This is a genomic window from Hyphococcus luteus, assembly GCF_002943565.1.
In the GTDB taxonomy this organism is placed as follows: Bacteria; Pseudomonadota; Alphaproteobacteria; order Caulobacterales; family Parvularculaceae; genus Hyphococcus; species Hyphococcus luteus.
On record NZ_PJCH01000003.1, the window covers coordinates 321,878 to 347,998 of the forward strand.

Annotated in this window: 27 protein-coding genes; 8 read left to right on the top strand and 19 right to left on the bottom strand. The window is 61.7% G+C overall.

From position 1 onward, the window contains the following. Window positions 1-2 precede the first annotated feature (2 nt). Window positions 3-956 (top strand): MBL fold metallo-hydrolase, encoded by a 954-nt coding sequence (locus tag CW354_RS04110; RefSeq protein ID WP_104828777.1) that lies wholly within the window; start codon window positions 3-5, stop codon window positions 954-956. A gap of 4 nt (window positions 957-960) precedes the next feature. Here the strand turns inward: CW354_RS04110 and CW354_RS04115 are convergent, their stop codons facing one another. The 3 genes from CW354_RS04115 to ppdK form a co-directional block, all read right to left on the bottom strand. After that, entirely contained in the window at window positions 961-1,593 is a 633-nt protein-coding gene (locus CW354_RS04115; protein WP_165793516.1) for a DUF2490 domain-containing protein, read from the bottom strand. A 203-nt stretch (window positions 1,594-1,796) separates the two neighbouring features. Continuing rightward, a complete protein-coding gene (locus CW354_RS04120; protein ID WP_133162166.1) occupies window positions 1,797-2,612 on the bottom strand; it encodes a cell wall hydrolase in 816 nt (271 codons plus the stop codon). A gap of 204 nt (window positions 2,613-2,816) precedes the next feature. Continuing rightward, window positions 2,817-5,507 (bottom strand): pyruvate, phosphate dikinase, encoded by a 2,691-nt coding sequence (gene ppdK, locus CW354_RS04125; RefSeq protein ID WP_104828916.1) that lies wholly within the window; start codon window positions 5,505-5,507, stop codon window positions 2,817-2,819. A 291-nt stretch (window positions 5,508-5,798) separates the two neighbouring features. Here ppdK and CW354_RS04130 point away from each other — a divergent pair, with 291 nt between their 5' ends. After that, window positions 5,799-7,265: a hypothetical protein gene (locus tag CW354_RS04130; RefSeq protein WP_104828780.1), complete on the top strand. Its 1,467-nt coding sequence runs from the start codon at window positions 5,799-5,801 to the stop codon at window positions 7,263-7,265. A 3-nt stretch (window positions 7,266-7,268) separates the two neighbouring features. Here CW354_RS04130 and CW354_RS04135 read toward each other — a convergent pair whose 3' ends face one another. The 11 genes from CW354_RS04135 to CW354_RS04185 all read right to left on the bottom strand — a co-directional run bounded on the left by CW354_RS04135 (window position 7,269) and on the right by CW354_RS04185 (window position 15,282). Continuing rightward, the gene (locus CW354_RS04135; RefSeq protein WP_104828781.1) at window positions 7,269-7,616 is read right to left on the bottom strand and encodes an endonuclease domain-containing protein; all 348 of its coding nucleotides are present in this window, start codon (window positions 7,614-7,616) and stop codon (window positions 7,269-7,271) included. 190 nt (window positions 7,617-7,806) lie between these two features. Then, window positions 7,807-8,109, bottom strand: coding sequence for a hypothetical protein (locus tag CW354_RS04140; protein WP_104828782.1), 303 nt, complete (start codon window positions 8,107-8,109; stop codon window positions 7,807-7,809). Window positions 8,110-8,111: 2 nt separating this feature from the next. After that, window positions 8,112-10,337: a glycine--tRNA ligase subunit beta gene (gene glyS, locus CW354_RS04145; RefSeq protein ID WP_104828783.1), complete on the bottom strand. Its 2,226-nt coding sequence runs from the start codon at window positions 10,335-10,337 to the stop codon at window positions 8,112-8,114. 103 nt (window positions 10,338-10,440) lie between these two features. Continuing rightward, window positions 10,441-10,887: a PaaI family thioesterase gene (locus CW354_RS04150; RefSeq protein WP_104828784.1), complete on the bottom strand. Its 447-nt coding sequence runs from the start codon at window positions 10,885-10,887 to the stop codon at window positions 10,441-10,443. Further along, window positions 10,884-11,444 carry a DUF6438 domain-containing protein gene (locus CW354_RS04155; protein ID WP_133162167.1) on the bottom strand — a complete coding sequence of 187 codons (561 nt, stop codon included), beginning with the start codon at window positions 11,442-11,444 and terminating at the stop codon, window positions 10,884-10,886. Before CW354_RS04155 ends, CW354_RS04150 begins: the two co-directional genes overlap by 4 nt. A gap of 33 nt (window positions 11,445-11,477) precedes the next feature. After that, the gene (locus tag CW354_RS04160; protein ID WP_104828786.1) at window positions 11,478-11,801 is read right to left on the bottom strand and encodes a putative quinol monooxygenase; all 324 of its coding nucleotides are present in this window, start codon (window positions 11,799-11,801) and stop codon (window positions 11,478-11,480) included. 11 nt (window positions 11,802-11,812) lie between these two features. Beyond that, a complete protein-coding gene (gene mtgA / locus CW354_RS04165) occupies window positions 11,813-12,565 on the bottom strand; it encodes a monofunctional biosynthetic peptidoglycan transglycosylase (RefSeq protein WP_104828787.1) in 753 nt (250 codons plus the stop codon). Window positions 12,566-12,644: 79 nt separating this feature from the next. Continuing rightward, window positions 12,645-13,052 (bottom strand): DUF1761 domain-containing protein, encoded by a 408-nt coding sequence (locus tag CW354_RS04170; protein WP_133162168.1) that lies wholly within the window; start codon window positions 13,050-13,052, stop codon window positions 12,645-12,647. A 121-nt stretch (window positions 13,053-13,173) separates the two neighbouring features. After that, window positions 13,174-13,644 carry a GFA family protein gene (locus tag CW354_RS04175; RefSeq protein ID WP_104828789.1) on the bottom strand — a complete coding sequence of 157 codons (471 nt, stop codon included), beginning with the start codon at window positions 13,642-13,644 and terminating at the stop codon, window positions 13,174-13,176. 4 nt (window positions 13,645-13,648) lie between these two features. Further along, entirely contained in the window at window positions 13,649-14,587 is a 939-nt protein-coding gene (locus tag CW354_RS04180) for a glycine--tRNA ligase subunit alpha (RefSeq protein ID WP_104828790.1), read from the bottom strand. 80 nt (window positions 14,588-14,667) lie between these two features. Then, on the bottom strand, window positions 14,668-15,282 hold the full coding sequence (locus CW354_RS04185) for a glutathione S-transferase family protein (protein ID WP_104828791.1): 615 nt from the start codon (window positions 15,280-15,282) through the stop codon (window positions 14,668-14,670). Window positions 15,283-15,458: 176 nt separating this feature from the next. On the opposite strand from CW354_RS04185, the gene CW354_RS04190 reads away from it, so the two are divergent. Both CW354_RS04190 and CW354_RS04195 read left to right on the top strand, forming a co-directional pair. Next, complete coding sequence (locus CW354_RS04190; RefSeq protein ID WP_104828792.1) at window positions 15,459-17,144, top strand: alpha/beta hydrolase; 1,686 nt, start codon at window positions 15,459-15,461, stop codon at window positions 17,142-17,144. Between the two features lie 142 nt (window positions 17,145-17,286). Then, complete coding sequence (locus CW354_RS04195) at window positions 17,287-18,387, top strand: hypothetical protein (protein ID WP_104828793.1); 1,101 nt, start codon at window positions 17,287-17,289, stop codon at window positions 18,385-18,387. A gap of 106 nt (window positions 18,388-18,493) precedes the next feature. On the opposite strand, the gene CW354_RS04200 is transcribed toward CW354_RS04195, so the two are convergent. Together CW354_RS04200 and CW354_RS22950 are read right to left on the bottom strand one after the other, a co-directional pair. Further along, entirely contained in the window at window positions 18,494-19,552 is a 1,059-nt protein-coding gene (locus CW354_RS04200) for a tetratricopeptide repeat protein (protein WP_133162169.1), read from the bottom strand. A 161-nt stretch (window positions 19,553-19,713) separates the two neighbouring features. Further along, on the bottom strand, window positions 19,714-20,010 hold the full coding sequence (locus CW354_RS22950; RefSeq protein ID WP_133162170.1) for a hypothetical protein: 297 nt from the start codon (window positions 20,008-20,010) through the stop codon (window positions 19,714-19,716). A 6-nt stretch (window positions 20,011-20,016) separates the two neighbouring features. On the opposite strand from CW354_RS22950, the gene CW354_RS04210 reads away from it, so the two are divergent. From CW354_RS04210 to CW354_RS04225, 4 genes are all read left to right on the top strand, one after another. Continuing rightward, window positions 20,017-20,733: a hypothetical protein gene (locus CW354_RS04210; RefSeq protein WP_133162171.1), complete on the top strand. Its 717-nt coding sequence runs from the start codon at window positions 20,017-20,019 to the stop codon at window positions 20,731-20,733. Window positions 20,734-21,093: 360 nt separating this feature from the next. Beyond that, entirely contained in the window at window positions 21,094-22,233 is a 1,140-nt protein-coding gene (locus tag CW354_RS04215; RefSeq protein WP_104828797.1) for a DNA cytosine methyltransferase, read from the top strand. Next, window positions 22,230-22,646 (top strand): very short patch repair endonuclease, encoded by a 417-nt coding sequence (locus CW354_RS04220; RefSeq protein WP_104828798.1) that lies wholly within the window; start codon window positions 22,230-22,232, stop codon window positions 22,644-22,646. Before CW354_RS04215 ends, CW354_RS04220 begins: the two co-directional genes overlap by 4 nt. Before the next feature lie 73 nt (window positions 22,647-22,719). After that, window positions 22,720-23,013 (top strand): GNAT family N-acetyltransferase, encoded by a 294-nt coding sequence (locus CW354_RS04225; RefSeq protein WP_104828799.1) that lies wholly within the window; start codon window positions 22,720-22,722, stop codon window positions 23,011-23,013. A gap of 28 nt (window positions 23,014-23,041) precedes the next feature. On the opposite strand, the gene CW354_RS04230 is transcribed toward CW354_RS04225, so the two are convergent. The 3 genes from CW354_RS04230 to CW354_RS04240 form a co-directional block, all read right to left on the bottom strand. After that, a complete protein-coding gene (locus tag CW354_RS04230) occupies window positions 23,042-24,895 on the bottom strand; it encodes a DUF885 domain-containing protein (RefSeq protein WP_104828800.1) in 1,854 nt (617 codons plus the stop codon). Window positions 24,896-25,054: 159 nt separating this feature from the next. Beyond that, complete coding sequence (locus CW354_RS04235; protein WP_104828801.1) at window positions 25,055-25,246, bottom strand: hypothetical protein; 192 nt, start codon at window positions 25,244-25,246, stop codon at window positions 25,055-25,057. Window positions 25,247-25,527: 281 nt separating this feature from the next. Then, the gene (locus tag CW354_RS04240) at window positions 25,528-26,121 is read right to left on the bottom strand and encodes an HAD family hydrolase (RefSeq protein ID WP_104828802.1); all 594 of its coding nucleotides are present in this window, start codon (window positions 26,119-26,121) and stop codon (window positions 25,528-25,530) included.

Consider the following 26,121-nt stretch of genomic DNA (forward strand, 5'->3'; position numbering starts at 1 on the left):
CCATGAAATGGCTTTCCGCCCTCGCCGCCGCTTTCTTTCTCGCCGCCTGCGCGCAGGACGAACCCAGCGTCTCGGCGCCGCAATGCGACGTTTCGCTGATCGTTCTCGGCGTTGCGCAGGACGCCGGCAAGCCGCAGATCGGCAATCCGAACGACCCCGCCTGGGACGATCCTTCGTTACGCCGGCTGGCGACGTCGCTGGCGCTCGTCGACCGGCGCGGCGACAAGCCGAAGCGCTGGCTCTTCGACGCAACGCCCGACATCAAGGAGCAGCTTCACCGCCTCAACAGGACGGCGCCGACGAATGCGCCAGCCCGCGTCGACGGCGTGTTTTTAACGCATGCGCATATCGGCCATTACGCCGGGCTAATGATGTTCGGGCGCGAAGCGGCGGGCGGGCGCGACATCGAAGTTTTCGCCATGCCGCGCATGGCCGACTTCCTCGCGCAAAACGGTCCGTGGTCGCAGCTGCTCGTTCTTCACAATATCTATCTCGCCATCATGGAGAACGGCGTCGCCGAAACCATCGGCGACGATCTTTCCGTAACGCCGTTTCTCGTGCCGCACCGTCAGGAGTTTTCCGAAGTCGTCGGCTTCGTCATCGAAGGACCGGAGAAATCCGTCCTCTTCCTGCCCGACATCGACGACTGGGAGGACTGGGACGCTGAAGGAATGCGTATTGAAGACAAGATTGCAGACGTAGAGGCCGCCTTTCTCGACGCAACCTTTTATTCCGGCGACGAATTGCCGGGCCGCGACATGTCGAAAATCCCGCATCCCACCGTTGTCCATTCCATGGAACGGTTTGCGGAGCTTCCGGACAGCGAAAAAACAAAGGTTCACTTCATTCATATGAACCATACGAACCCGCTGCATCGGCCGGGCGCGGCCGAAAGCGCCAGAGTTGAAAAAGCGGGCTTCATGATCGCCGAAGAAGGCATGGAAATCTGTCTATAGGCGGTTAAGGCCGCAACACCACAGTCAACGCGATGATGTGATTCATTTTGTCCTCAGTGTCCGGCGCCGGCTTGAAGCGATTGAGATAGCCCGCTTCCAGGCTCGCCATTTGTGAAAACCGCCAGCCGAGCCCGGCGCCGATGCGCGACTGATCGAAGCCGCTGCGCGCGCCCCAGTCCGCATCGTTCAGAAAAAAGAACGCTTCCTCTGAACCATAAGCGTAAAGGGAGGCGCCTTCCCCCAAAGGACGCGTTGCTTTTAGCCGACTGCGCACACGCCAGCCCGTATCTCCTGCGATGATGCGTTGCTCCACGCGCGTGCGAAATGAAAGCGACGTCTTGATCCCGGTCTCCGGTTTCCATGCCAGCTCTTGCCAGATCCGGTTTTCATGGCGGTCCGGCCCGCCGGCCCTGTTCTTGATCATGTGGCCGTAACCGGCGCCGATCTTAAGGCCCGGCCCAACCCGGCGGAGAACGGAAGCCTTGAACTGGGTTTCATTAAGGCGCTGCACATCGTCGCCGAAACGGCCCTGCGCTTCGAGATTCAGGGCCCAGTCCTCGTCAAGGCGCAGCTTGGCGGCGGCGGTTGTCCAAACTTGCGCGTCATGTTCGGCGGCTTGCGCCGGCGCGGCGATCATAAACCCGGCCAGCGCGCAGGCGCAGAAACCAAAAAAACGGACCCGTATTGCGAAAAAACTCTGCATAAAGATTTTTATTCGCCCACGCTGCTCAAGGCGCATTTTGTGCGCCTATACAGCACAAACAAAAATCAATGTCGAGAGACGGGAATCAATATCGGATGAAGAGCGCTGAACCGTCGGCCTGCGAGACGGCGGCCCGGCTACATCGCCGCCGGGGCCGCCGCGACGGTGCGCCGGCTCGGAAACTTGTAGAATTTGTGCGTGCCGATGGTCGCCGTCGGGGTCAGCGTGTTCGCCCAATGCGGGCTCACATAGCTCGCATGATAATGCGTGGCGTTGCGGCTGACCGGCGCGCGGACCCCGGCGAGCACGGCGCCCGAAAGATCTTGCGCCTCTTTCCATTTGCGCTTGTTAAGACGCGCCTGCATGGAGCCGTCGCAGGTGAAGGAAAACTGGCAGCCGGTGCGGCGCTCGGAGCCCTGGAAGACGACGCCGCAGATGGAATTCGGATAGACCGGGCTTTTGACGCGATTAAGGACGACATCCGCAACCGCGAGCTGGCCGATGCGCGGTTCGGAGCGCGCTTCGTAATAAATCGCCTGCGCCAGGCATTTGCGTTCTTCCGCATCGAGCTTGGCCACGGTGAGATCGGTGAAGTCGAAGGAGGCGAGACCTTCGGTCGGATCTTCCGCCGCAATGAGATCGCCCATCGCCATGGCGGGCTTCAGGCGCGGGCCGTCGTCCATGGCCTGGCGCGTCGCCGCGGTCTCAGCGGCGAGGTAATTGGCGAGGTCGGCCACAAGCTCGGCCTCTTCAGCGATCGCAGCCTCGCGCTTGCGCTCTTCTTCGGCGCGACTCGCATTGACCGTGGCGCTCATGGCGCTGGCGACAACGCACACGGACAGGAGCCCCGCAGCCATCAGGCTGCGCAGCGTCCAGTTCACGTCGAGCCCTAAGGCGGGCTTGGGCGCGGGCCCATGAATGTCTCGCCGGTCTTGCACCTTGCGTCTTCTCATCTTGCTCGTCGCGTCAGAGGAATATCCCTCATTATGACGCAAAAAACGCGCCTTGGGAGCGCGCTTACGCAACGGATATATGGCGCCCGGGCGGGGCGTTTTCAAACGAAATCGACCCCTGTTAACCTTTTGTTAACCCTGACTGGGTTTTTCAACCCATTGTTTTTGAATGTTTTTTCAATGGGTCACAGAATCGTTAACCGTTTAGGCGGTTGAGCCGCCGTCGCTTTTTTCAAGCTTGGCTTGTGCTGCGGCTAATCGCGCAATCGGCGTGCGGAACGGCGAACAGGACACGTAATCGAGCCCCGCACCCTCCACGAACCGGATGGAATCCGGGTCGCCCCCATGCTCGCCGCATATGCCGAGCTTGATCTCAGGACGGGTCTTCCGGCCCTTTTCCGCCGCGATATGAATGAGCGCGCCGACCCCTTCCGGGTCGAGCGTTACAAAGGGATCGCGTTCGAAAATGCCCTGGCGCAGATAGTCCGGCAGGAAGGCCGCGCTATCGTCCCGCGACAAGCCGAATGTCGTCTGGGTGAGATCGTTGGTGCCGAAAGAGAAGAACTCGGCGTCTTTCGCAATCTCATCGGCGGTCAGGGCCGCGCGCGGCAGCTCGATCATGGTGCCGACAAGATAATCGAGCTTGACGTTCTTTTCTTTCAGAACCGCGAGCGCCACCGCATCGATGCGCTCTTTCAGGATGGCGAGCTCTTCGCGCTTCGCCACCAGCGGGACCATGATCTCCGGCGTCACTTTCTCGCCGGTCTCTTTCGCAACGGAACAGGCTGCTTCAATGATGGCGCGCACCTGCATCTCGTAGATTTCCGGATAGGAAACCCCGAGGCGGCAGCCGCGATGGCCGAGCATCGGATTGAACTCATGCAGCTTATGGGCGCGGTCCTTGAGCTTGCCCGCATCCATGCCGGACGATTTCGCCACTTCCTCTATTTCTTCGTCTGAATGCGGAAGAAATTCATGCAAAGGCGGATCCAAGAGGCGGATGGTCACCGGCAGGCCGGTCATGACGCGGAAAAGCTCCTCAAAGTCCGAGCGTTGCATCGGAAGGAGCTTCGCCAGCGCCGCCTCGCGCCCCTTTTTGTCTTCCGACAGGATCATTTCGCGCACGGCGATGATCCGGTCCGCCTCGAAGAACATATGCTCGGTGCGGCAAAGCCCGATGCCTTCGGCGCCGAAATCGCGCGCGACCTGCGCGTCATGGGGCGTTTCGGCGTTGGCGCGCACTTTCATACGGCGCACCTTGTCGGCCCAGCCCATGAGCGTCGCGAAATCGCCGGACAGCTCCGGCTGCACGGTCGGGACCGCGCCGGCGAAAACCTTGCCCTCGCCGCCGTCGATGGTGACGGTCTCGCCTTTTTTCACCTGGCGCCCGCCGACGGTGAAGAAGGTTTCCGACTTGTCGATTTTCACGTCGCCCGCGCCGCACACGCAGGGCCGGCCCATGCCGCGGGCCACCACCGCCGCGTGGCTGGTCATGCCGCCGCGCGCCGTGACGATGCCTTTCGCCGCGTGCATGCCGTGAATGTCTTCCGGGCTCGTCTCGATGCGCACGAGAATGACCGGCTTTCCTTCCTGGGCGAGGCGTTCGGCCTCGTCGGAATTGAAGACGACTTCCCCCGACGCCGCGCCAGGCGAAGCCGGCAGCCCGGTAAGAAGCTGGTCGCGCGGCGCGTCCGGATCGAGCGAGGGGTGCAAAAGCTGGTCGAGCGAATGCGGATCGACGCGGCAGACCGCCTCTTCTTCGCTGATAAGGCCTTCCTTGCACATGTCGACGGCGATCTTCAGCGCGGCCGTCGCCGTGCGCTTGCCGTTGCGCGTCTGCAGCATCCAGAGTTTCTCGTTCTGGATGGTGAACTCGATGTCCTGCATGTCGCGATAGTGATTTTCGAGTTTTTCGAAAACCTTCTCGAGTTCGGCGTAGGCTTTCGGCATCGCCTCTTCCATGGACGGCGCGTCTTCATCCATGGCTTCGCGGCCGCGCCTGGTCAGCGCCTGCGGCGTCCTGATGCCGGCGACGACGTCTTCGCCCTGGGCGTTGACGAGAAACTCGCCGTAATAATGATTGTCGCCCGTCGAGGGATCGCGCGTGAAGGCGACGCCGGTCGCGGAGGTTTCGCCCATATTGCCGAACACCATGGCCTGAACGTTGACCGCCGTGCCCCAGCTTTCGGGAATGTGGTGCAGCCGGCGATACGTGTCCGCCCGTTCGTTGCGCCAGGAGCCGAAGACGGCGCCGATGGCGCCCCAGAGCTGTTCTTGCGGGTCTTGCGGGAACGGTTTTCCGAGGGCGTCGGCGACGATCTTTTTGTAGCCTTCGATGATCGTCTTCCAGTCGTCTGCGGAAAGCTCCGTATCGAGGAAATAATCGCGCTCTTCCTTATAAGTCTCCAAGAGCTCCTCGAAGGAATGGTGATCGACCTCGAGCACCACGTCGGAATACATCTGGATGAAGCGGCGATAGCTGTCATAGGCGAAGCGTTCGTCGCCGGAGAGCTTGGCGAGCCCTTTCACCGTTTCGTCGGTGAGGCCGAGATTGAGGACCGTGTCCATCATCCCCGGCATCGAGGCGCGCGCGCCGGAACGCACGGAAACGAGCAAGGGGTTGGTCTTATCGCCGAAGACCATGCCCACCGCTTCGCCTATCTTGGCGAGCGCCGCGTCGACCTGGTCTTTCAGCCCGCCGGGATATTGCCGGTCATTGGCGTAAAAGGCGGTGCAGACTTCAGTGGTGATGGTAAAGCCGGGCGGCACCGGGAGCCCGAGGCTCGCCATCTCGGCGAGGTTCGCGCCCTTGCCGCCCAGGAGATTGCGCAGGGAGGCGTCGCCATCCGAATGTCCTGCGCCGAATGAATAAACCCATTTTGTCTTATCGCTCATCGGGTAACCCGCTGCTTTTGTCTGCTTTCGCCCGTCCCCGAAGGGGACGCGGCCCTGCCATAAAGCGCCGCAGCGCAACATCCAAGCCGGAAATTGCCGCATTGGCGCTATTGGCCATTTCTTTCAAGCACGTAGCATAGCCCCGCGGCAAATGCCGTGGACAACTATCCACCATATTTTTTTCCGTGTTAGGCTGGGCGGCCGGCCCTCTTTTGCGCCCTTTTTCGAAGGCGTTCGGCGGGGCCGGCGCGAGGGGATAAAGCGGGGGCGGCTCCCCGCGCGGGGAAGGCTATGGGGAACGGGGGCGTCATTCTGGTCATGATGCTGGCAGGCGCGGCCGGGTTTTCCGGCGCACTGGCGCAGGACGCCCCGGACGCCTTTTCCGGCGAGATTGCAGGCCTCTCCGTCTCCGCCATCGCCGGGACGAGCGCTGTTCTCGCCTTTTTGGGAGTCGTCCTTTATGCGGCGCTGACCTCCCGGCGGCTTGAAGGCTCTTCCCTCTTCAACCGGCTTTTCGTCGTGGTGGCGGTAACAGCCGGATTTTTCAGCGCCATCAGCTCGGCCATCGGCTTCGGCCTCATCACCTCCCAGGAGGAAGCGGACTTCCTGCGCAATGCGGTCCTGCCGCCGGCCTTCGGCGCTTTCGTTTTCTGCCTCGCCGTGGCGATCTGGGTCGGCGGCGCCGATTTCGTGCGCCACCGCGACTGGTTCCGCAATGTCGGCGGCGGGTTTTTGAGCGACATTTTGTTTTTCTTCGAACGCGCGATTAAGCTTTTCATCATCGTGCCGGCGCTGGCGCTGATCCTGTTTTTCGTTTCCACCTGGACGACGGTGGTGGGCATCGGCGGGGTCGACGCCGTGCGCCATACCTACACTTACGAAATCGAGCGGCTGGCGAGCGAATGCGCCGGCATCACCGCCTGGCGCCAGCGCGATTATCTCTTTCTCGAGGATTTGCGTCTGTCGGTGAACGACGTGACCCGCGTCGCCGAAGGCGAACGCGATGGCGGCGCGCAGTCGGGCGCGGCCGGCGCCGGCGCCGTCACCGATTACTTTATCGGCATCGCAAGCTGGTATCGCGGGCTTGAAGAAAGCGTCGCCGCAATTCTTGATGCGCCGGACCCGTCGGGCGTCGATCCATACGATCCGGATATCTGCACCGCGCGCACGGACGAATTGAAACGGCTTCTCGCCCGCGGCGCCTTCGACAATGTGGATCGCTGGAACCGGGAGTTCGAAACCGCGTTCAACGATTTCGTCAGCGTCCTCAACCGCTGGCGCCATGACAAGCGCATCGAACGCCTGCTCGACCAGCAGCTCGACACCTTCGCCCGCGCCAATCCGAAACCGGCGCGCGTCACGCCCGCCCAGAAGAGAGCCATCGACGCCTACGCCGAAGATGTGGAGGACGCGCTGAAATCCCTCATCCGGTCGCAGAAGCTGCAAAAGCCGCCCGTGCCGGTGAAATCGGCGGCGGAACTCTCCCCCGCCCGCGGGCTCGATATTTTTCGAGAGGTTTTCAACCCGCCCCCGCCGCCGGAAGAGCCGGAAAAAGTCTCGCGCCGGCAATCGGTAGTAGATGCGGAATTCGTGCCGGGCCTGTCGACCATATCCCCGCGCGATGCGGTGTTGAAACACGCCAACATCTTTTCCGACGTCTGGGCGCTCGCCCTCTCCTGGGACTATGCGCCCTATATCCTGATGCTGGCGTTTTTGTTTTTCCCGAGCGCGGAACGCGCGAAGGGATATAAGGATTAGTCTCTAATACTCATGACCCGTCTGTAACAACTCAAGGACGGTGTCCAGCACGCCATCAAGATTCGTGTAAATCTCATCATTCCAGAACCGCGCCACATGATAGTCCCGGCCTTCAAGCCAGGCATCGCGTTCCGCATCATGCTTGACCCGTTCAGGCAGACCATGCTGGCCGCCGTCAAGCTCGATAACCAGCTTGCGCTCAAGGCATATGAAATCAGCGATATAAGGCCCGATCGGGTGCTGGCGCCGGAACCGACAGCCATCCAGTTGTTTGCCTTTTAACGCGCGCCAGAGAATGCGTTCCGCATCCGTCTGATTTTTCCGCAATGATCGCGCGCGTTCATTGGCCATTGAACAACTATATCGCCACAGGCGGGAAATCCTACCTCCCCCTTGAGGGGAGGTCGAAATCTCTGATTTCGGGAGGGGGTGAGCAATAGCTAGACAGGCAGAACGTCAGTCGCCGGCTTTCTTACCCCCACCCAAAATCGCTCCGCGATTTTGACCTCCCCTCAAGGGGGAGGTGAATTTATAAGCTACTCTAGGCCCAATGGCCGCGCTTGTGTTTGACGCCGTGTTTTTCGCAGATGTCGCGCAGGCGGTCGGTGGCGTTCGCCTCGCCGGTAAAAAACTCCTGCGCCAGCGCAAAGAGAAGATCGCCCCAAGCCTCTTTCGGGACGTTGGTCCAGAACTCGTAATCGCCGTCGTCGTAAATCTTTTTGACGAGCTCGCCCATGTCCTGCGTATCGATCGTAAACTCGTCTTGCTTAAGGCGTGCACAGACGGAGCGAAAGGGATCGCCCTCCATGCGGTAAAGCTCGACGCTCTTGCCGTCATCGGCCATGACTAACCCTCGAGCTTGGAGAAGTCGGCGACTGTCGCCGTGGCGGCGGTAAGGCGTGCGAGAAGCGACAGGCGATTAGCGCGCAGTTTCGCGTCCTCGGCGTTGACCGTCACCGTTTCGAAGAACGCATCGAGGGGCTTGCGCAATTTCGCCAGCGCCGACATGGCCGCTTCGAAATCTTCACCCGCCACGGCTTTTTCGGCGGTCGCCTCCGCGTCTTTCAGCGCGGCGAACAGCGCCTTTTCCTCTTTTTCGGCAAGCGCGCCCTTTTCCACCGCATTCGGGTCGGCGGGCGTTTTGTCTTTCTTCTCTTCGGCCTTCAGGATGTTCGCCGCACGCTTGTAAGCCGCCGCGAGATTGGCGCCGTCATCGGTTTTAAGGAAGTCCGCGAGCGCCTCTAGTTTTGCGACGATGAGAACCAGATCGTCCTGAAGATTGCCCTCCGCATCGGTCAGCACCGCATCGATCTGGTCGTGCTTGTGGCCCTTATCGCGGAGATAGACCTTGAATCGATCATAGAAAAAGGAAAGTAGGTCTTTGGCTAGTTCAATGGTGCGTTCTGCTCTTTTTCGACGCTTTTCATCATCGAAAAGTATCTCTTTGTGAACGCGCTCTGCATACTCTTCTACCAATACTCTATCTGCCAACTCAGGTGGCAAAGAATATGCTGGCTCAATTGATTTGTTGAGTTGCTCAACTTCTAAATCTTCTAAAAGCCAGAAAATCATATCCGCCAATTTGTGACCTAACCGAAACTTCTGGATATTAGAGGTCAAGATCAGCGAAATGACGCCCAAAGCCGCTCGTCTTAATGCAAAGGGATCGCTTGAGCCGGTCGGTTTCTTATCGATCGTCCAGAAGGCCGTTAGGGTGTCGATCTTGTCGGCGAGCGCGACGGCGATGGAGACCGGCGCAGTCGGAACCTCATCGTCCTGCCCCGCGGGCTTGTAGTGATCACGGATGGCGTTCGCGACTTCTTCGGGCTCGCCCTCTTCCAACGCGTAATAGCGGCCCATGACGCCCTGCAGTTCCGGAAACTCGTAGACCATGCCGGTGACGAGATCAGCTTTTGACAACCATGCAGCTCGATCACAAAGTTCTCTATCCGCACCTATAAGCGGTGCGATATAAGTTGCCATGCGAACGATACGATTTGATTTATCGAAGATAGACCCAAGGCCAGCAAAAAATTTGACATCCTCAAGATTATTGGCACGCTCGGCCAAAGGCGTTTTCAGATCCTGATTGTAAAGGAACCACGCATCGGAAAGCCGCGCGGTCAAGACGCGCTCATAGCCCTCGCGCATGGCCTTGCCGCCATCCGGGGCTTCGATATTGGCGACGTAAACAAACCTGTTCGCGAGCGCGCCGGTCTTCGGGTCCTTCACGGAGAAATATTTCTGATGTCCGCGCATGGAAGCCGTCAGCACCTCGTCGGGGACGGTGAGGAATTTCTCGTCGAACGAACCCATCATCGCGACCGGCCATTCGGCGAGGCCCGCGACCTCGTTCAAGAGGCCCTGATCCTCGACAAGCTCCAGCCCCTGCGCCTTGCAGAGCGTCGCGGCGTCGCTCGCGATCATCTCTTTTCGTTCATCAATATCGAGAACGACCTTGGCTTTTTTCAGCGCCGCCGCATAAGTCTCGAAAGACCGCGCCTGGATGACATCCGGCGCCAGAAAGCGGTGGCCTTGGGTTTCGTCGCCGGCGACGATGCCGTCGATCTCGAACGGGATCACCTCGCCGTCGAAGGCGCACAGGATCGAGTGAAGCGGGCGCACCCAGCGCAAATCGCCGTCGCCCCAGCGCATGGACTTCGGCCATGAGAAATTGCGCACGATATCGGGAACGAACCCGGCGATGAGATCGCTCGTCAGGGCGCCCTTGCGGTCGATCACCGCCACCCAATAGGCGCCCTTTTTGTCCTCGCGCTGCTCACACTCGTCGAGGGAGGCAAGCCCCGCGGATTTTAAGAACCCTTCCACGGCCTTTTCCGGCGCGCCGACGCGGGGGCCCTTTTTCTCCTCGCGCCTGTCGGGCTGGCGCGCGGGCAGGCCGTCCGCCACGAGGGTCAGCCGCCGGGGCCCGGCGAAGGCTTTCACCCCTTCGGGCATGAAACCGGCGTCGAGCAACGCCTTGTTCACCGCCTTTTCGAGATCGGCGGCGGCTTTCCCTTGCATGCGCGCGGGGATTTCTTCGGAACGGAGTTCTAGGAGCAATTCGGGCATGGGAGCGCGTTCTAGAGCATTTTTAGGAAAAGTGGGAACCGGTTTTCCGTTAAAAAAATGCGCCCCCTAAAATCCGGGGGGTTAGGGCTCGCGGCAAGCGGCCTCAGCCGGTCATCCGCCGGACCTGCACGGCGTTCACCCGGACGGCGAGCTTTTCCTGCGCGTTCTTAAAATCCGCCTCCACATGGATGAGGGTCTTGGCGGCGTTTACAACCCGCCCCTCGATCATGGCCAGGGGCATGGTGAGGGGCCGGAAATAATTCGTCTCGAGCCGCGAGGTGCGGAAACGCTCCTTGTCGGCGGTCAGCACCGTCATGGCAGCAAGGCCCGCCACATGGTCGGCGACCGAGGCGATATGGCCGCCGAACATCACCCCGTCGGGCATGACGAAACGGTCGTCGATCTCCCAGCGCATTTTGATATGGCCCCAGGACCAGTCGAGGAGCGTGAATTCGCCGAGCTTTTCGCGCGCCCAGTCGTTAAAGCGCGAGCCCCCTTCTTTATAACCGTTGAGAATGTCAGTGTGGCGCGCGGAAGTCGTGCGGGTCATTGCGACTTTTCCTCAGCGCCGTAAAACGCCTCGCGCGGGCCGATGAAATCGTCGAGGTCCAGCACCGCATCGATCTCGAGAATCATCTCGTCGAGGCGTTCGCGCCCGTCAAAGCCCATGCAGCCCTGGTAAAGGCTGACGGAATGGGAAAGCTTTTTCGCGTCGTAAGAGACAATGACGCTCGGCATGTCCGTCGCGCGCTGCGGACAATTGCTTCCGTCCGCATTGGGATAGGCCGCGTCATAAGACGAAAAGTCATGCGCCCTGGCGATTTCGACCAGCTTTTTAAACGAGCCCTCGGGAAGCCTTTTGCTCACCGTCCCTTGGTCTTCCTTGACGAATTGCTCACCCTTGAAAACCAGCACGTCGCGCTCGTCGACGCGCACTTCGTAAACCGGACAGAAGCCGTAACACGCCGTGCGTTTCAGCGTGAACTCATCATAGTTCTCGGTTTGCCCCGTATTGAGGCCGCGCGTCGCGTAAGGCTGATAGCCTTCGGTCGAGCAGGCGGAGAGGAGCGCCGCCGTCACTATTGTCAATAAGCTCAGTCTTATCATGGTTCGCATTCCTTCCCGGCGAGGCTCGCCCGGTTATGACAGATCGACAGGCGTAAAGGGCGAAAACATCTGCTTCGCCTCGGCGAGGTCGCCGATCGTCACATAATCGCAGACCTCCGCATAGGCGCCCCACATTTCCTGCACAGCCGGATTCTCGTGAGCGGCGTCGATGGCCTCCTGCGATTTCCACGCAAAGACCTCCACAAAGGTTCCGTCGCCGGCGCGCCCGCAGAGCGCCGGCCCCTCGCCCACAAGGCCTTCAGCGCGCAGGGTCGGCAGATGGGTTTTCATAAGCGCCAGAAGCTCGGCGTCCTTGCCCGGTTTCGGCCTGTAACAGGCAATCACCATCACGCTCATCTTGAGGCCTCCTATTGGTGTTTCAGAACGCAGGCGTCGAGCCCGTCGCGGCGCACCTGATGCATGCGGGCGCGCACCGTGCCGGCGCGTTTTCGCACATAAGGCCCCGGCGGGTCGACGCGCCAGTCATGGGGGTTCGGCAGGACGCTGGCGAGAAGCGCCGCCTCGTAAGAGCTGAGGTCTTTCGCGCTTTTGTGGAACCGCGCCTGCGCCGCCGCCTCTGCGCCGAAATGACCGTCGCCCCATTCGGCGATGTTGAGATAGACCTCCATGATGCGTTTTTTCGGCCAGAAGGTTTCGATAAGCAGGGTCATCCACGCCTCGCCGCCCTTCCTCACCCAGCCGCCGCCATTCCAGAGAAAGGCGTTTTTCGCCGTCTGCTGCGAAATCGTCGAGGCGCCGCGCAGGCGTTTGCCGTTTTCAGCCTCTTCCAGCGCCTTGTCGATCGCCTCGAAATCGATGCCGTTATGAAGGCAAAAGCGCGTGTCCTCCGCCGCGATGACGGCGGTGACGAGATTGGGCGAGATATCTTCAAGCCTCGTCCAGGGATGGATGATGACGTCGCCGCTCAGTTTCCGCTGCAGCATCAAAAGCGTGCCCGGCGGCGCGGCGACGGCGTAATACCCGGCCCAGACAATGCTCGCCGCAAAGAGCGCGCCGACGCCGATCAGCCCGGCGCGCAGGTAAAACGCAAAGCGGGTCTTGGGCGCTTTTTTCTTCCTGCGTTTCCTCTGGCTTTTTCTTTTGGGCGCGGTCAACGCCATGGGACTCCCCGAACATATGACGGCAAAGAAAAAGGGGCGGCGCCAAAGCCGCCCCTTTTCCTAAAATGACGCCGCGGGGCTATTTTATCAAGGCGAGCACGATGGCGGAAACCACCCAGCCGACGAGCAGATGACCGGCGTCGATCAGCAGCAAAGTCGAATTATGCGCCGCATAGATATAAGCATAGCTGCACATTGGAAGCGCCAGAAAAAACCATAAGGCGAAGGCGGTGGCGACGGCGCCGCCGAGCCCGGCCGAGCCTTTCCATTTCAGGATAAGCCCGATCCCGATCACCTGCAGGAGGGTGATCAGAAATCCGCTCGCCATCCAGACCGGGCTTTCGCTTTCCGCCGCCTCCATCGTGATCCCTTCCGCCGCCATCCAGGCTTCCTGAAACAGCATGCCGTACCAGACCCATCCGATCAGAAAGAACACAATGGACGCAACGAGAACGCCGACAAGATTCAAACCGAGTATTCTGGGCATGATGACCCTCCCTCTGTTGGTCTCGACGGATTTTACCGCGCGCCGGCGCCAGGCGGCAATGCGGAAAAAATCCGTGCGCCGCACAATCGATGCTGCGCCCGCGAATTCTTCCGCACCCGGCCTATTGAGGGAAGATGCCGAAACTGCGAAAACGCTGCACGAGCGCGTTGAAATCCGCAGGCTGTTTGTCGCTTAGAATGTCGTCCTCGGCGAAGACGATCCAGGGTTGCGCGCTTTTCACCCAGATATGGCCGGCGGGGCGCACCCATGACGCATCGTCCAAGGTTCCGGCCCGAACGCTGAAAATGCCGGTCCCCGGTTTATGACCGTGGGCGATGCGCGAGCCGCAATCGCCGCAGAACCAGCCGATGCGCCGGTTGCCGGCGTCGGAGGTCCATTCGATCTCTTTGGGCTCGCCGGCGATGAACCGAAAGGACGGCTCCGCAACCATGGCGTTGACGGCGAAAGCGCCGCCGCCGATCTTCTGACAGTTCGTACAGTGACAGCCCGCAACGGTGACGGGCGCGGCGCTTATCTCATAGCGCAATCCCCCGCACTGGCATCCGCCTTTAAGGGGCAGCGCGACGCTCATGGCCTCAGGCGTCCGCGTAGTCGACGACGCCGGCGCCCTCGCCCGCGCCTTGCGGGCTTTCGAGCCACGCCTCGCAACAGGCCTTGGCGAGCGTCCGGACCCGCAAGATATAGGACTGGCGTTCGGTTGCGGAGATGACGCCGCGCGCATCCAAGAGATTGAAAAGATGCGAGGCCTTGATGCACTGCTCATAGGCGGGCAGCGGATAGGCTTTGCCGTCTTTCTTGCCGGCTTCGATGATCGCCATGCAGTTTTCCTCCGCCTCCTTAAACTGGCGGAAGAGAATCTCGGTGTTGGCGAGTTCGAAATTGTAAGCCGACTGTTCGACTTCGTTCTGGTGAAAAACGTCGCCATAGGTGAAGGGCGACCCGTCGGGCTTGGCGCCGCCATAAACGAGATCGAAGCCGTTATCGACGCCTTGCACATACATGGCGAGGCGTTCGAGCCCGTAAGTGATTTCGCCGGTCACCGGCCGGCAGTCGAAACCGCCGACCTGCTGAAAGTAAGTGAACTGCGTCACCTCCATGCCGTCGCACCAGACCTCCCAGCCGAGACCCCAGGCGCCGAGCGTCGGGCTTTCCCAGTCGTCTTCGACGAAACGAATGTCGTGAACGCTGCGATCGACGCCGATGGCGTCGAGAGAGCCGAGATAAAGTTCCTGAATATTGTCGGGGCTCGGCTTCAGCGCCACCTGGAACTGGTAATAATGCTGGAAGCGGTTGGGGTTCGCGCCATAACGCCCGTCGGTGGGGCGCCGGCAGGGCTGCACATAGGCCGCGTTCCAGGGCTTCGGTCCGAGCGAGCGCAGCGTCGTCGCCGGGTGAAAGGTCCCCGCCCCCATCTCCATGTCATAGGGCTGCAGGATGACGCAGCCTTGATCGGCCCAGTAATTCTGAAGCGTCAGGATGAGATCCTGAAAAGACTTGTTTTTCTTGTCGGCCATGGGGCTTCCGGCGGCTGGTTTCGCGCGAGCGGCGTTCTCCGGGCGGTTGCACCGGAAAACGCCTCTCCAGTCAAGCAGCCCTACTGGCCCTGCGCGGTTTTCTTGAAGCCTTCGAGGCCCATGACGCGCCCGTTCCAGGCCTTGATGTTGGGATAATCATCGAGCGGAAGCTCCATGGGCGCAGCGTAGGTGAGCCCGGCCCCGGCTGCGAAATCGGCGAGCGTCGGTTCGCCGCCGCCCAGCCAGTCCTTGCCGTCGAGCGCAGCGTTCAGGAGCGTCGCTTCACGCTCGAACTTCGCGAGCGCGGCCGCAACCACGGTTTCGTCGGGATCGCCCATATCCAGCATCGGCTTGATCGCGCGCTCGAACTGGATCGGCTGATAAGCCGGCGTCCAGTGCGCGACATCCCAGAACAACCATTGATTGACCAGCGCGCGCGTCTGCACATCTTCCGGGTAAAGAGCGTTCCCCGCCTTGCCGGCCAGATAGATCATGATGGCGACGGATTCGGAAAGATGGAAACCATTGTCGTCCATCGCCGGAATGCGGCCTGAGGGGTTCGCCGCCTTGATCGTGTCGTCGCCGGGCGCAGCCATGACCGATTCAACGTCAAGGCCCAGATGATGGGCGACGGCCAGCGGCTTTCTGACATTCTGCGACAAGGACGCGCCGATGATCTTGATGGGGTTCGCCATGAAATCCTCTCCTGAATAATGGGCGTAAACGCTATGCGCCGCAGCGTTTTAGGGCAAGAAACAAGGCGCGCGCCCTCCGAAATGTGATAATGCTTGCCTCATAACGCATTCTTCCCCAAAAATGGACGGGGGGCGCGCCTTGGCGTTCCCTGGTATTCTCAAGTTCGGTTGCGCCCTTGTCCTCTCCTCCGCCCGATAGCCTCGCCGCCCAGTCCGGCGCGCTGATCGATTTTCTCGACAAGGCTTATGACGCGCCGGACCGCCCCGAGCGTTTTCAGGATGTGATGGATGCTGCGCGCGGGGTTTTCTTTGCGCCGGAAACGGACGCGCCGATCGCGCCACGCCTTCTCGCCCTTGACGAAAAGCTGGCGCCGCACATGGCGCGCATCCAAACGCTGCTCGACCGGGCTGGATGCGGGGCCGGCGGGCGAACCGGCGGCGCGCCGGCGCATCCTCATGCGCATTTCACGCTCGGCGCCGGCGGGCGCATCGTCGGCGCCAACGCCGCCGCAAAAACTTTCATTGGATCCGGCGCAGAGATCGGCGCGCTCGATCTCGATCATGCGTCGAAACGCAAGCTGACCGACAGTCTTCACAATGCGGGCGCGGACAATGTCGTCATCCTGACGAACGAAGACACGCGCCAGTCCGCCGCCGCGCTCTGCCGCCGTCATGGCGAAGGGCCGGAGGCGCGCCTCGACATATCGCTGTCGCATATGGAGTGGACGCAGGAAGCGGTGACTTTCGTCGGCAAGGCCATGGGCCTGACGCAGGCGGAGACCGAAACCCTCGCCGGTCATCTGCGCGGCCAAAGCCAGAGCGAGATCGCCAGGGCGCGGGGACGCTCAGCGGAAACGGTGAAGGCGCAGGCGAAAGCGATCCTCAGAAAGTCCGGCTGCGCGAAAATGAGCGAGGTGACGCAACTCGGCGCCAGCCTTGCGCTGCTTCACGCACTGGCGCCGCCTGCCGATAAAAGCCGGCCCGTCAACACGGAAAGGCCCTTGACGCTGCCTTTAAAAGACGGGCGCACGCTCGGCTATTACGTCTATGGCGCAGCAAACGGCTTCCCGCTCCTCTTCTTTCACGGCTCGCTTTACGGGCCTTTCTTCACGGCCGCTTTCATTGACGGACTGAAGAAACTCGGCGTCACGCTTTACGGGCCGTCGCGCCCCGGTTTCGGCGAAACCAGTCCCGCCAAAGACTACAACGGCGCAACGCTTCGCGATGCGCTGGCGCTGATCGATCATATCGGCGCGCAAGACCTTTTGCTGGCCGCGCATATGGGCGGCGGGCCTCATGCGTTCCGCTGCGCCGGTGCGCTCGGCGAACGCGTCAAGGGCATGGTGATGATCGGCGCGGGCATTCCCATCGACGAGAAACGTCATGTGGGACGCATGAATTATTTCACGCGCATCGCCGCGCAGGCGGTGAAGCACGCGCCCGCTATGATGGAGATCATCACCCGCATCGCCATGACGAATTACAAGCGCCGCGGCTATCGCAAATTCTACGAAGACTATTTCGCCGGATCGCCCGCCGACGAAGACGCGATGCGCGATCCGGAAATCTACGCCATCGCCGAAAAAGGCCTCGCCCATCTCATCGGCCAGGGACCGAAAACCTTCGTTGCGGACGGGCGCGCGCAGATGGAGGACTGGACCGAGGATTTCGACCGGGCTAACGCCCGCGCCGCCTGGCTCAACGCCGAAGACGATCCGGTCATGGGCGCGGAATTCGTGCGCGATTATGTGAGCGCGCGCACCAACCATCCGGTCGAGCTGACGCCCCATGGCGGTTACAATCTCCTCCATCTTCATCCCGGGATGACGCTGGCGCTGATCGAAAAAGCGCTTTCCTGGTAAGCTTTTCCACAGGCTTTAACCCCGCAGGGTGACGCGCGGGCCGGCCGCGGCGCGCTAGCGCTCTGTCCCGGCGGCGCGGGGGCCTTCACGCCTTTTCGGGGAGCGCGCCGTCGTCAGTCATCGGAACGACGGGAATAAAATCATGATCAGAAAACTTCTTCTCACCGCGGCGATTCTGCCGCTCGCGGCCTGCTCGGCCACGGATCTCGCCACCTCGACCCAGCGCCTGCGCCAGGCGAACCAGGCGGCGCAGGTCGCCTCCGGCGTCGCGTCGACAGTCGCCCCGAAAGATACGGAAGCGGCGCCCGAGTCCGTCAGCCTCGCCGACGCCGAACCGATCACCGGCGAGGCTTTCGATGTCACGCTGAAGCGGGTCAGGGGCAAGGCCAAGGCCGTCACCGCAAAGCCCCGCATCGCCGTCGTCGGCTATAATGTGGGCGCCATCACGAAATCCCGCGCCGTCGCCTCGACCCGGGGCGGCTTCACCCGCAACTCCGCGAAAACCTCCATGACCCTGCTCCTCGCGGGGATCGACGACGCGGTTTTGCAGGACGTCGCCGACGAAGCTTACAGCGATCTCGTTTCGCGCCTCGCCGCCGCCGGCTTTGACGTCGTCGGCGCGGAAGACATGCAATCCGCGCCGGGCATCGAGAAAATCCTGCCGGGCGAAGCGGCCTATGACGGCAACCTGCAGCGCGGCAATGGCAACGGCAGGATCCGCGTCGCCGGTCCGCACGCGCTCGGCGCTTCCGATTACAACGCGCTGGGGCGCACCACCTTCAACGGCAACAAGATGGCCAAGGCCGGCGGCGCGCTCGACGCCGCTCTCCTGTTTCCCAATCTCAGCCTCGGCTTTGCGCAGACCGAAAGCTCCGGCAACGCCATGTTCGCGCGCAAGGCGCGCGTCGAAGGCGGCGCCCTGTTCCATGTGGATCCGGCCACCAAGATAGACCTTGTCTATTCGAAAAAGGGCCGCTACGCCGACGGCTGGGCGAGCTGGCAAACGAAGGGCTGGGCAGGCACGGACGCAGCCTTCGCCGAAGTCGCCAAGACCGATTCCAGCAACAACGCCCTCGCCGTCGGGCTTTCCAAAGCGCTCGGCGCCGGCATGGGATCGAATTCGAAGAGCGAATACACGGTCGTCGCCGATCCCGAGCGCTATAAGGCGCTTGCGCTGAAAGCCGCCAAGGGCGTCAACACCGCGCTGGTTGCGGACATGCTCGCTGCGCGCAGCGGCTCTTAACACTCACCCCTGTCGGGGGAGAATTGGAGCGGCGCTGCCGTTCCGATGACGGGAGGGCCGGCGCAGCGCAACCAGCGCCGGCCCTTCTGCCTGTCTGCTTGTTGGCTTACAGCGCCTGCATGGCGCGGACGATGCGGGTCGATTCCTCGATCGGCGGCGGCGCGTCGAGCGCGTTCTGGAAATAGCGCCGGGCGACGCTTTTCTCGCCCGCCTGCATGGCGATCAGCGCGCGGCCCACATAGGCTTCGTAATTGTCGGGCGTGTATTCGAGAAGCCGCGACAAGGTCGCGTCGCCTTCCTCGGCGTTGCCGGCGGCCGCCTCGCACAGGCCCACATTGACCATGGCGTCGAGCGCCCAGGGATCGGATTGCAGAGTCGCCTTGGCCGAGCCGCAAAAGCCCGGCGTCAATTTTTTGCCGAGCAGCTTTTCCACCTGTTCGGCGTAGTTGAAGGGCTTTTTGGCCGGCGCCGGCAAAGGCGCCGACAGGGTCCGCTCATCACGCATTGCCGGTTTAGACATTTCCACGGGCTTTTGCACGGGCCGCACGCTGGCGAGCTGGGCCGGCTTGGGGGGCTGAAGCCGCTCGGGCGGCGCCAGCGAGGCGAAGCGCGACAGACGCTCCGGCGCGCTTTCCCGCAAAGCCGGTTTCGCGGCCAGTTGCGGCGCCGGTTTTTTCTGCGTTTTCGTTTCCTGCGTCTTTTCAGATGTTTTCGGGGCCGGTTTGGAGGCCTGGTTCGAGGCGAGGCTCGGCGTTTTGAGCTGCGCTTTCGACGGCTCGGCGTCGGCGAAGAACATGTCGATGCAGGTCGCAGCGCGTCCCGAGATCTTGCACGGCTTGGCGTTGGCGTATTCGAGAATGCGCCGCGTTTTCACATGCAGGGCGCTGCCCTTATTCTCCCGACGCATGGAAAAGCCGGTGATGTTTTGGCTTCGCGCCGTCAAATCGAGGGTCATGTCCGAGGCGACGCCGCGCACAAAGAAGTCCGCGCCGCCGCGCTTTTCCACCGTGCAGTTTCCCTCGCAGATAAGCGCGATCCGGGTTTGCAGCTCGCGCTCGCCCACCTGGACGTCTTCGAGCCCTTGCGCGTCCGGGCTCGCCAAAGCCGGCGGCGCGAGCGCCGCAAGACCGGCGCATAGCGCGAAAATGGATAAACAGCGTTTCATCGGCCCCGGCGGAAACTGTCGCAAAGACAAGCGAGTGACCTGTCTTCATCGCTAGAGTCGGGGCCGCCGGTCAATGGAGACGAATCACCCTTGTGCAAAACGAAGCGGCGCCGCCAGAGCCGAGCCCGGGCGGCGCCGTTTCGCCTATTCGGGATCATTCCCTAATAGGTGCGGTAAACCCGGCGGCTGCCCCGCTTGATATAGCCATAGCCCCACGGATCGTAACACAGGAGCGCGACTTCCTGATAGCGGCGGCCGCGGCGATAGAAGGTCTGGGAAACGACGTCGCAATCGCCGATGTAAGACCAGCTGTAAAGATCCCAGCCGAAGCTCACATAAGCCCAGCCGATTGGATTATAGCTGCCGTAATAGTGGAAGGTATGGTGGCTTGAGCACCAATAGCCGTGACCGCGACGGGGGCCGTGACCATGCCGGTAATGACGCCCCCCATAGCGCACGCGCGGATGGCGGTAGGCCCCGCTGCGGCGGTGCCGCCGGTCGGCGTAACTGCGGTCGCGGCGCCCGTCGCGATAGCGGTCATGGCGTCCGTCTCTGCGTCCGCTGCGATAAGAATCACGGCGCTTGTGCCGGTCGGCGTAACGCCGGTCCCGGCGTCCGTCGCGATAACCGTCGCGGCGCCTGTCCCGATCCCGGGCGCCGTCCCTGCTGCGGTCGCCGCCTTTGTGGGCGCTGTCGCGGCGTCTATCTCTGTGTGCGCCGTCGCGGCGTTTATCGCCATTTCTTCGCGCGCCGTCGCGGCGCCTGTCGTCATCTCTGCGCGCATTATCGCGGCGGCGGTCATTATTCTGCGCAACCCGGCGCTGGCCGTTATCGCGGCGCTGGCCCGCCCCGTCCCGGCGGCGATTATTGTCGGCCGTGCGGCGGCGACGGTCATCGCCGGCTGCGCGGCGGCTGCGGTCATTATTGGCCGCCCGGCGGCGGCTTCTGTCATTATCCGCCGCGCGCCGTCGGTCGGAACCGCGCGCGCGATCCCGCCGCCCGCCGTCATCGGCGCCGCGGCGGGCGGCGCCGTTTCTCTCGCGCATGGCCCCGCGCGGCCCTTCATTACGGCGCGCATTGCGCGCGCCGTCCCGTCGCCCTTCATGACGCCGTCCTTCGCGACGGTGACGGTCCCGGTCGTCGAGCATGGCGACTTGCATAAGAGACGCGCCATCGCTTGAAGTTGTTGAAACGCCGGTCGCAGACTGCGTCGCGGCGGAAGCGGGCGCTGAAAGCGCCGCCATTGCAACGGCGAATATCGCCGCCGCCCCATGTTTGAAGACCGACAATGGTCCTGATTCCATCAAGGGCATTCGCCTCTCCTTGTCGATAAAGCGAGGCCCCCTAGCGCCCATAGGCAATCTGCGGCAGTGACTGAGTCACGTCAATGCAAACATGCACACGATGTTGCGATAAGCGCTTGAATTAAGGCGAAAACACGGCAATCGTGTCGCAATTGTGGCGAACCATTGCGTATGCAGATGATTTGCGTATACGGATGATTAAAGCGGTGATCGGGCGCCGGGACGAGACAAACAAAGATGAAGCGCGCGCAAAACACATTTCTCGAATTTTTCGCCGGCGGCGGCATGGCGCGGCTAGGTCTCGGGCGTTCGTGGCGCTGTCTTCTCGCCAATGATCTCGATCCGGTAAAATGCGCCGCTTACGCTGCGAATTTCGGCAAAAGCGATCTCGTCGAAGGCGACATCGCCGCCCTTTCTCTCGACGACATGCCGAAGGAACGGGCCGATCTCGCCTGGGGCTCTTTCCCTTGTCAGGATTTGTCGCTCGCCGGCGCGCGCGGCGGCATGAGCGCGGCGCGGTCGGGCGCGTTTTTTCCGTTCTGGTCGTTGATGGAAGGGCTCGTCTCGCAAGGCTGCGGCCCGCGCATCATCGCCATCGAAAATGTCGCCGGCCTTCTCACATCGAATGGCGGGCGCGACTTCGCCTGCGTCGCCGAGTGCCTTGCCGGCGCGGGCTACGCCGTCACCGCCGCCGTCATCGACGCCAGATATTTCACGCCGCAATCGCGGCCGCGGCTTTTCATATTGGGTTTCGCGCCGGATCTCGCTCCACCCGCGGCGGATCGTCCGCCGAAAGAGGATATGGCGCCGCCCGCGCTTCTCGCCGCGCAGGAAGCGCTGCCCGTTTCGGCCAAGGCGCGCTGGTTCTGGCTGGCGTCCGCGCCGCGGGCCGGCCGCAATATGCGCCTGTCGGAGATCATCGACTGGGACGCGCCCGAGTGGCATGCGCCGGAGCAAACGCAAAAGCTCATCGCCATGATGGCGCCGCATCAGCGCGCGCGCATCGACAAGCTGATCGAGCATGGCGCGCGGCGCGCCGGCGCGGCTTTCCGCCGAACCCGCCAGGAAAACGGCGAGACGGTGCAGCGCGTGGAGGCGCGCTTCGACGGACTGGCAGGCTGTTTGCGCACGCCCGCCGGCGGGTCTTCACGCCAGATAGTTTTCGCCATTGAGAACGGCGAAGTCCGCTCGCGTCTTCTCAATCCGCGCGAGGCGGCGCGGCTCATGGGCCTACCCGACGACTACCGCCTGCCGCAAAGCGCCAATGCGGCGCTGAAGCTTGCCGGCGACGGCGTCTGCGTTTCCGTTGTCGCCTGGCTCGCCGAGACCGTCTTCGAGCCGGTGCTCGGCGCCGCAAAGACGCGCAGCGCGGCGTGACGCAGAAAAAAAGCACCGACGTCTTCACCAGGGAAAAACGCTCGGAGGTCATGCGCGCGGTCAAGGGCCGCGACACTAAGCCCGAAATCGCGCTGCGCAAAAAGCTCTTCGCGCTGGGCTATCGCTACCGCCTCAACGTCAAGGACCTGCCGGGCAAGCCGGATCTCGTCTTTCCGAAATACAAAACCGTGATTTTCGTCCATGGCTGTTTCTGGCACGGCCACAAATGCAAGCGCGGGAACCGGCAGCCGAAACAGAACGCCGACTACTGGCGCGAGAAAATCGCGCGCAACAAGGCCCGGGATAAAAAGAACAAAACAGCGCTCGAAAAGCTCGGCTGGCGCGTCATCACGGTCTGGGAGTGCGAGCTGAAAACCCTTGACCCGGCGTCCTTGCCGATCAAAAAATCTTGAAGGGAACCGGCTGGCGGTCAATGCTGTCTGTTCTCATGTATGGTGCGTGTTAATTATTTACAACGGACGAGCCATGACAGACGACACGCTTGAAATCCTGCACTACGAAAAAGACGGCGTCGGACGTTACAAAGCGAGCGTTCCCGGCGGCGAGGCCGAACTTACCTACACCCTGAACGATGACGATGTGATGGTCATCGATCACACTTTTACGCCGCCGGAAGCGCGCGGAAAGAGCATCGCCCGCAAGCTGACCGAACGCGCCGTCGCCGATGCGAAGGAACACCAGCTGCGCGTCGATCCGCAATGTCCTTATGTGGCCAAGCTGTTCGACCGGAAGCCGGAATGGGCGTCCTTGCGCGCATAAGGGCGCGCGCAAGGACGCCCGCCGGGACTTAGGCGTCCTTCTGGTCGGCGACCCAATCGTCGACTCGGCGCTCGAGAATGTCGAGCGGCAGCGCGCCGCCGCCGAGCACCGTGTCGTGAAAGCCGCGGATGTCGAACTTGTCGCCGAGTTCGGCTTTCGCTTTTGCGCGCAGCTCCAGAATTTTCAGCATGCCCACCTTATAGGCCGTCGCCTGGCCGGGAAGAACGATGTAACGGCGCACTTCCGACCGGATCTGGCCTTCCGAGATTGAAGAGTTCTCCGACATGTATTGAACGGCTTCTTCTTCCGTCCATCCCTTCGCGTGAAGCCCCGTGTCGACCACGAGGCGGATCGCCCGCCAGATCTCCGAGGACAGGCGCCCGAAATCGGAATAAGGGTCTTTATAAGCGCCCATCTCCTTGGCGAGCTTTTCGGCGTAAAGCCCCCAGCCTTCCGCGTAAGCGGTGTAGCCCGCCTGCGTGCGGAATTTCGGAACGCTTGTCAGCTCCTGCGCGATCGAAATCTGCATGTGATGGCCGGGGATGCCTTCATGATAGGCGATGACTTCCAGCTCCGGGGTCGGCATGGCCGTCATGTCGATGAGATGCGCGTAGTAGACCCCCGGGCGCGAGCCGTCCGGCGTGCCGGGAAAATAATGCTGCGCGGCGCCCGGCTGCTCGCGAAACGGCTCCACCCGCTTCACCACGAGGTCGGCCTTCGGCAGAATGCCGAAATAGTCGGGCAGTTTCTCCTTGATGAAATTGATATGCGCCGTCGCGGCGTCGATATAGGCTTGGCGGCCTTCATCGGTGTTCGGATAGAAAAACTGCTCGTCCTCCCGGATGAATTTGAAAAACTCCTGCAGCGTTCCTTCAAAACCGACGCTTTCCTTGATCGCCTCCATCTCTGCGTGAATGCGCTCGACTTCGCTGAGGCCAAGCTGATGGACTTCTTCCGGCCTCATGTCGGTCGTCGTCGAATTGGCGAGGCGCATTTTGTAATAAGCCTCCCCGTTCGGATTCGAACCGACGCCGGTCGCGGTTGTCGCGGCGTTCGCTTTGTCTTCCTCGAACCAGTCGATGAGTTCCTGATAGGCCGGCGCCCAGTCTTCGAGCAGCGCCGTCTTCGCGCGCTCCTTTAAGTCGTCGGCTTTCGACTCGTCGATTGTTCCGGCCTCAACCATGGCGTCGATCTTCGCCTTGGCGTCGGCCCAGACCGGGCTGTCGCCCTCCCCTTCAAAAGGGGCGCCCGTAATCAGCCCGCGCGCCTGTTCAATAACGCTTTCATAAGCGAACAGCGGCGGCCTGACGCCCGCTTCGGCGTTCAATTGCGCCGTGTCCAGCAATTGTCCGAGCGCGCGGGAAACGCCGCCGATCCGGGCGATATAGGCCTCCATGTCGGAAGCGTCGTCGACCTTGTGAAAGGCGATCAGAAACTGTGCGAGAAACGCCTGCGGCCCGTTCATCTGGGTAAAGACATAGTCGCTGCGGCGAAACTTCGCTTCCGCGGCGGCGCGCTCATACTGATCGATCCAGACGTCGTAAGAGGTTTGCGCCTCCGGCGTCAGCTTCGCCCGGTCGAAATTCGCTTTCAGATCCTCGACGGTCTCACGACGCCATTCGAGCTGCGCATCCTGTCCTTCCTCGGACATGTCGTCGATCTTGTCGTAATCTTTCTTGTCGCCCTGAAAAGTGCGCGTGATCGGGCTGAAATCGAGCTCTTCTTCATAGCGCGCGGCGAACCATTGATTGAGACGCTCGGTTTCCGCGGCGACGTCGTTCGCCGCCGTCTCGACCGCCGCCGGTTCATGACTGGCCGGTTCCTGGCCGCCGCAACCGGCGAGCAGCGCCGCGCCCATGGCCAATAAGATCGTAAAACGCATTTAACGCCCCTCTTTCCCTGATATTCCCGCGCGAAAGCCGCCGGAAAAAGCGCATCCTATCGCTTTCGGCGCCGACGGCAATCTGCGAACGCCGGGAAGAGGGAGAAAGCAACGATTCGCGCCCACAGAGCGCCGCCGCCCCTGAGACGGGCGACAGGCCTAGCCGCGATAGGCGGCGTGAACAGCGTGGCCTTTTTCTTCAAATCCGAAGGCCGCGGCCGCTTCCGGCGTCTCGTTGAGCAGACGCACGGCGCGGTCATAGGCGTCGAGATTGGTGCAGCGGAGCGAAACGCGCTTCACCTGGATGCCTTTGTCATCCACAAGTTCAAACTGGTAGGGTCTTTTGGTCATTTCATCACTCCATAAGCGTTCGAAAACGCATCTTCATTAAATGGAGCAACAGCACGGCTGCGGAATGAAACGCACGCAAATTCAATTTCATCCGCGCGCCATGAGATAGGAGCCGCTCCTTAAAGACTCCTTAAATGCGCCGCGCCTCCAGGATGAACATTTGGATAGGACGCAGGTCTTCATGACGCTGCGCATTTCACATTCATGAGAGCTGAAAAAGGGCTGCCGCCTCTCCTCTGAAAAGAAGCCGCCCGACCCTAAAAACAGGCTTAAAACGAGACTCAATTCCGTGCGATCTGTTTCAGAACGGGCGCCAGCGTCTCCGGCTTGACGATATGGTGCGCTTCAAGCCCCGCTGCGCGCGCCGCGGCGATATTGGCCGGAACATCATCAAAGAAAACAATCGTCTCCGCCGGCGCGTTCAGCGCCTCAAGAACCTTTTCATAGATCGCAGGCTCCGGCTTTCGCGATCCCATTTCATGGGAGAGGAAAGCGTGCTCGAAAAGGCCGGCAAGCCCGAGGACTTCGGCCTGGCGCCAGTGCGGAATGTTGATATTGGAAAGACAGGCAAGCCGGGCCCCGCCCTTCAGCGCCTCGATCGCCTCTTTCGCGCCGGGATAGAGGCGCTCCGGCCAGGTTTCGAAATCGGCGATGAACGCCGCCGGCGGCAGGTCGAGACGCCATTCCCTGACCGCCTTTTCTGCAAAGCCTTCAGGCGAAACCTCGCCGCGTTCGAAAGCGTGCAGATTGTCCGACGCCGACATCGCCGCATGCGCGTCCGCAACCGACATGACGCCCTTAGACAGCGCAGCGAGACGTTCGGGGCCGCGATAATCGACGACGACCCCGCCGAGATCGAACAGAAGCGTTTGCAT

Coding starts and splice junctions, on each gene's coding strand:
- CW354_RS04115 (WP_165793516.1), bottom strand. CDS start 1,593: ATGATCGCCGCGCCGGCGCAAGCCGCCGAACATGACGCGCAAGTTTGG.
- CW354_RS04130 (WP_104828780.1), top strand. CDS start 5,799: ATGGGGAACGGGGGCGTCATTCTGGTCATGATGCTGGCAGGCGCGGCC.
- CW354_RS04160 (WP_104828786.1), bottom strand. CDS start 11,801: ATGAGCGTGATGGTGATTGCCTGTTACAGGCCGAAACCGGGCAAGGAC.
- CW354_RS04110 (WP_104828777.1), top strand. CDS start 3: ATGAAATGGCTTTCCGCCCTCGCCGCCGCTTTCTTTCTCGCCGCCTGC.
- CW354_RS04210 (WP_133162171.1), top strand. CDS start 20,017: ATGGCGGTAGGCCCCGCTGCGGCGGTGCCGCCGGTCGGCGTAACTGCG.
- CW354_RS04155 (WP_133162167.1), bottom strand. CDS start 11,444: ATGATAAGACTGAGCTTATTGACAATAGTGACGGCGGCGCTCCTCTCC.
- CW354_RS04200 (WP_133162169.1), bottom strand. CDS start 19,552: ATGAAACGCTGTTTATCCATTTTCGCGCTATGCGCCGGTCTTGCGGCG.
- CW354_RS04240 (WP_104828802.1), bottom strand. CDS start 26,121: ATGCAAACGCTTCTGTTCGATCTCGGCGGGGTCGTCGTCGATTATCGC.
- CW354_RS04195 (WP_104828793.1), top strand. CDS start 17,287: ATGATCAGAAAACTTCTTCTCACCGCGGCGATTCTGCCGCTCGCGGCC.
- CW354_RS04235 (WP_104828801.1), bottom strand. CDS start 25,246: ATGACCAAAAGACCCTACCAGTTTGAACTTGTGGATGACAAAGGCATC.
- CW354_RS04175 (WP_104828789.1), bottom strand. CDS start 13,644: ATGAGCGTCGCGCTGCCCCTTAAAGGCGGATGCCAGTGCGGGGGATTG.
- CW354_RS04225 (WP_104828799.1), top strand. CDS start 22,720: ATGACAGACGACACGCTTGAAATCCTGCACTACGAAAAAGACGGCGTC.
- CW354_RS04120 (WP_133162166.1), bottom strand. CDS start 2,612: ATGAGAAGACGCAAGGTGCAAGACCGGCGAGACATTCATGGGCCCGCG.
- CW354_RS04135 (WP_104828781.1), bottom strand. CDS start 7,616: ATGGCCAATGAACGCGCGCGATCATTGCGGAAAAATCAGACGGATGCG.
- CW354_RS04180 (WP_104828790.1), bottom strand. CDS start 14,587: ATGGCCGACAAGAAAAACAAGTCTTTTCAGGATCTCATCCTGACGCTT.
- glyS (WP_104828783.1), bottom strand. CDS start 10,337: ATGCCCGAATTGCTCCTAGAACTCCGTTCCGAAGAAATCCCCGCGCGC.
- CW354_RS04150 (WP_104828784.1), bottom strand. CDS start 10,887: ATGACCCGCACGACTTCCGCGCGCCACACTGACATTCTCAACGGTTAT.
- CW354_RS04185 (WP_104828791.1), bottom strand. CDS start 15,282: ATGGCGAACCCCATCAAGATCATCGGCGCGTCCTTGTCGCAGAATGTC.
- CW354_RS04215 (WP_104828797.1), top strand. CDS start 21,094: ATGAAGCGCGCGCAAAACACATTTCTCGAATTTTTCGCCGGCGGCGGC.
- CW354_RS04230 (WP_104828800.1), bottom strand. CDS start 24,895: ATGCGTTTTACGATCTTATTGGCCATGGGCGCGGCGCTGCTCGCCGGT.
- ppdK (WP_104828916.1), bottom strand. CDS start 5,507: ATGAGCGATAAGACAAAATGGGTTTATTCATTCGGCGCAGGACATTCG.
- mtgA (WP_104828787.1), bottom strand. CDS start 12,565: ATGGCGTTGACCGCGCCCAAAAGAAAAAGCCAGAGGAAACGCAGGAAG.
- CW354_RS04140 (WP_104828782.1), bottom strand. CDS start 8,109: ATGGCCGATGACGGCAAGAGCGTCGAGCTTTACCGCATGGAGGGCGAT.
- CW354_RS04170 (WP_133162168.1), bottom strand. CDS start 13,052: ATGCCCAGAATACTCGGTTTGAATCTTGTCGGCGTTCTCGTTGCGTCC.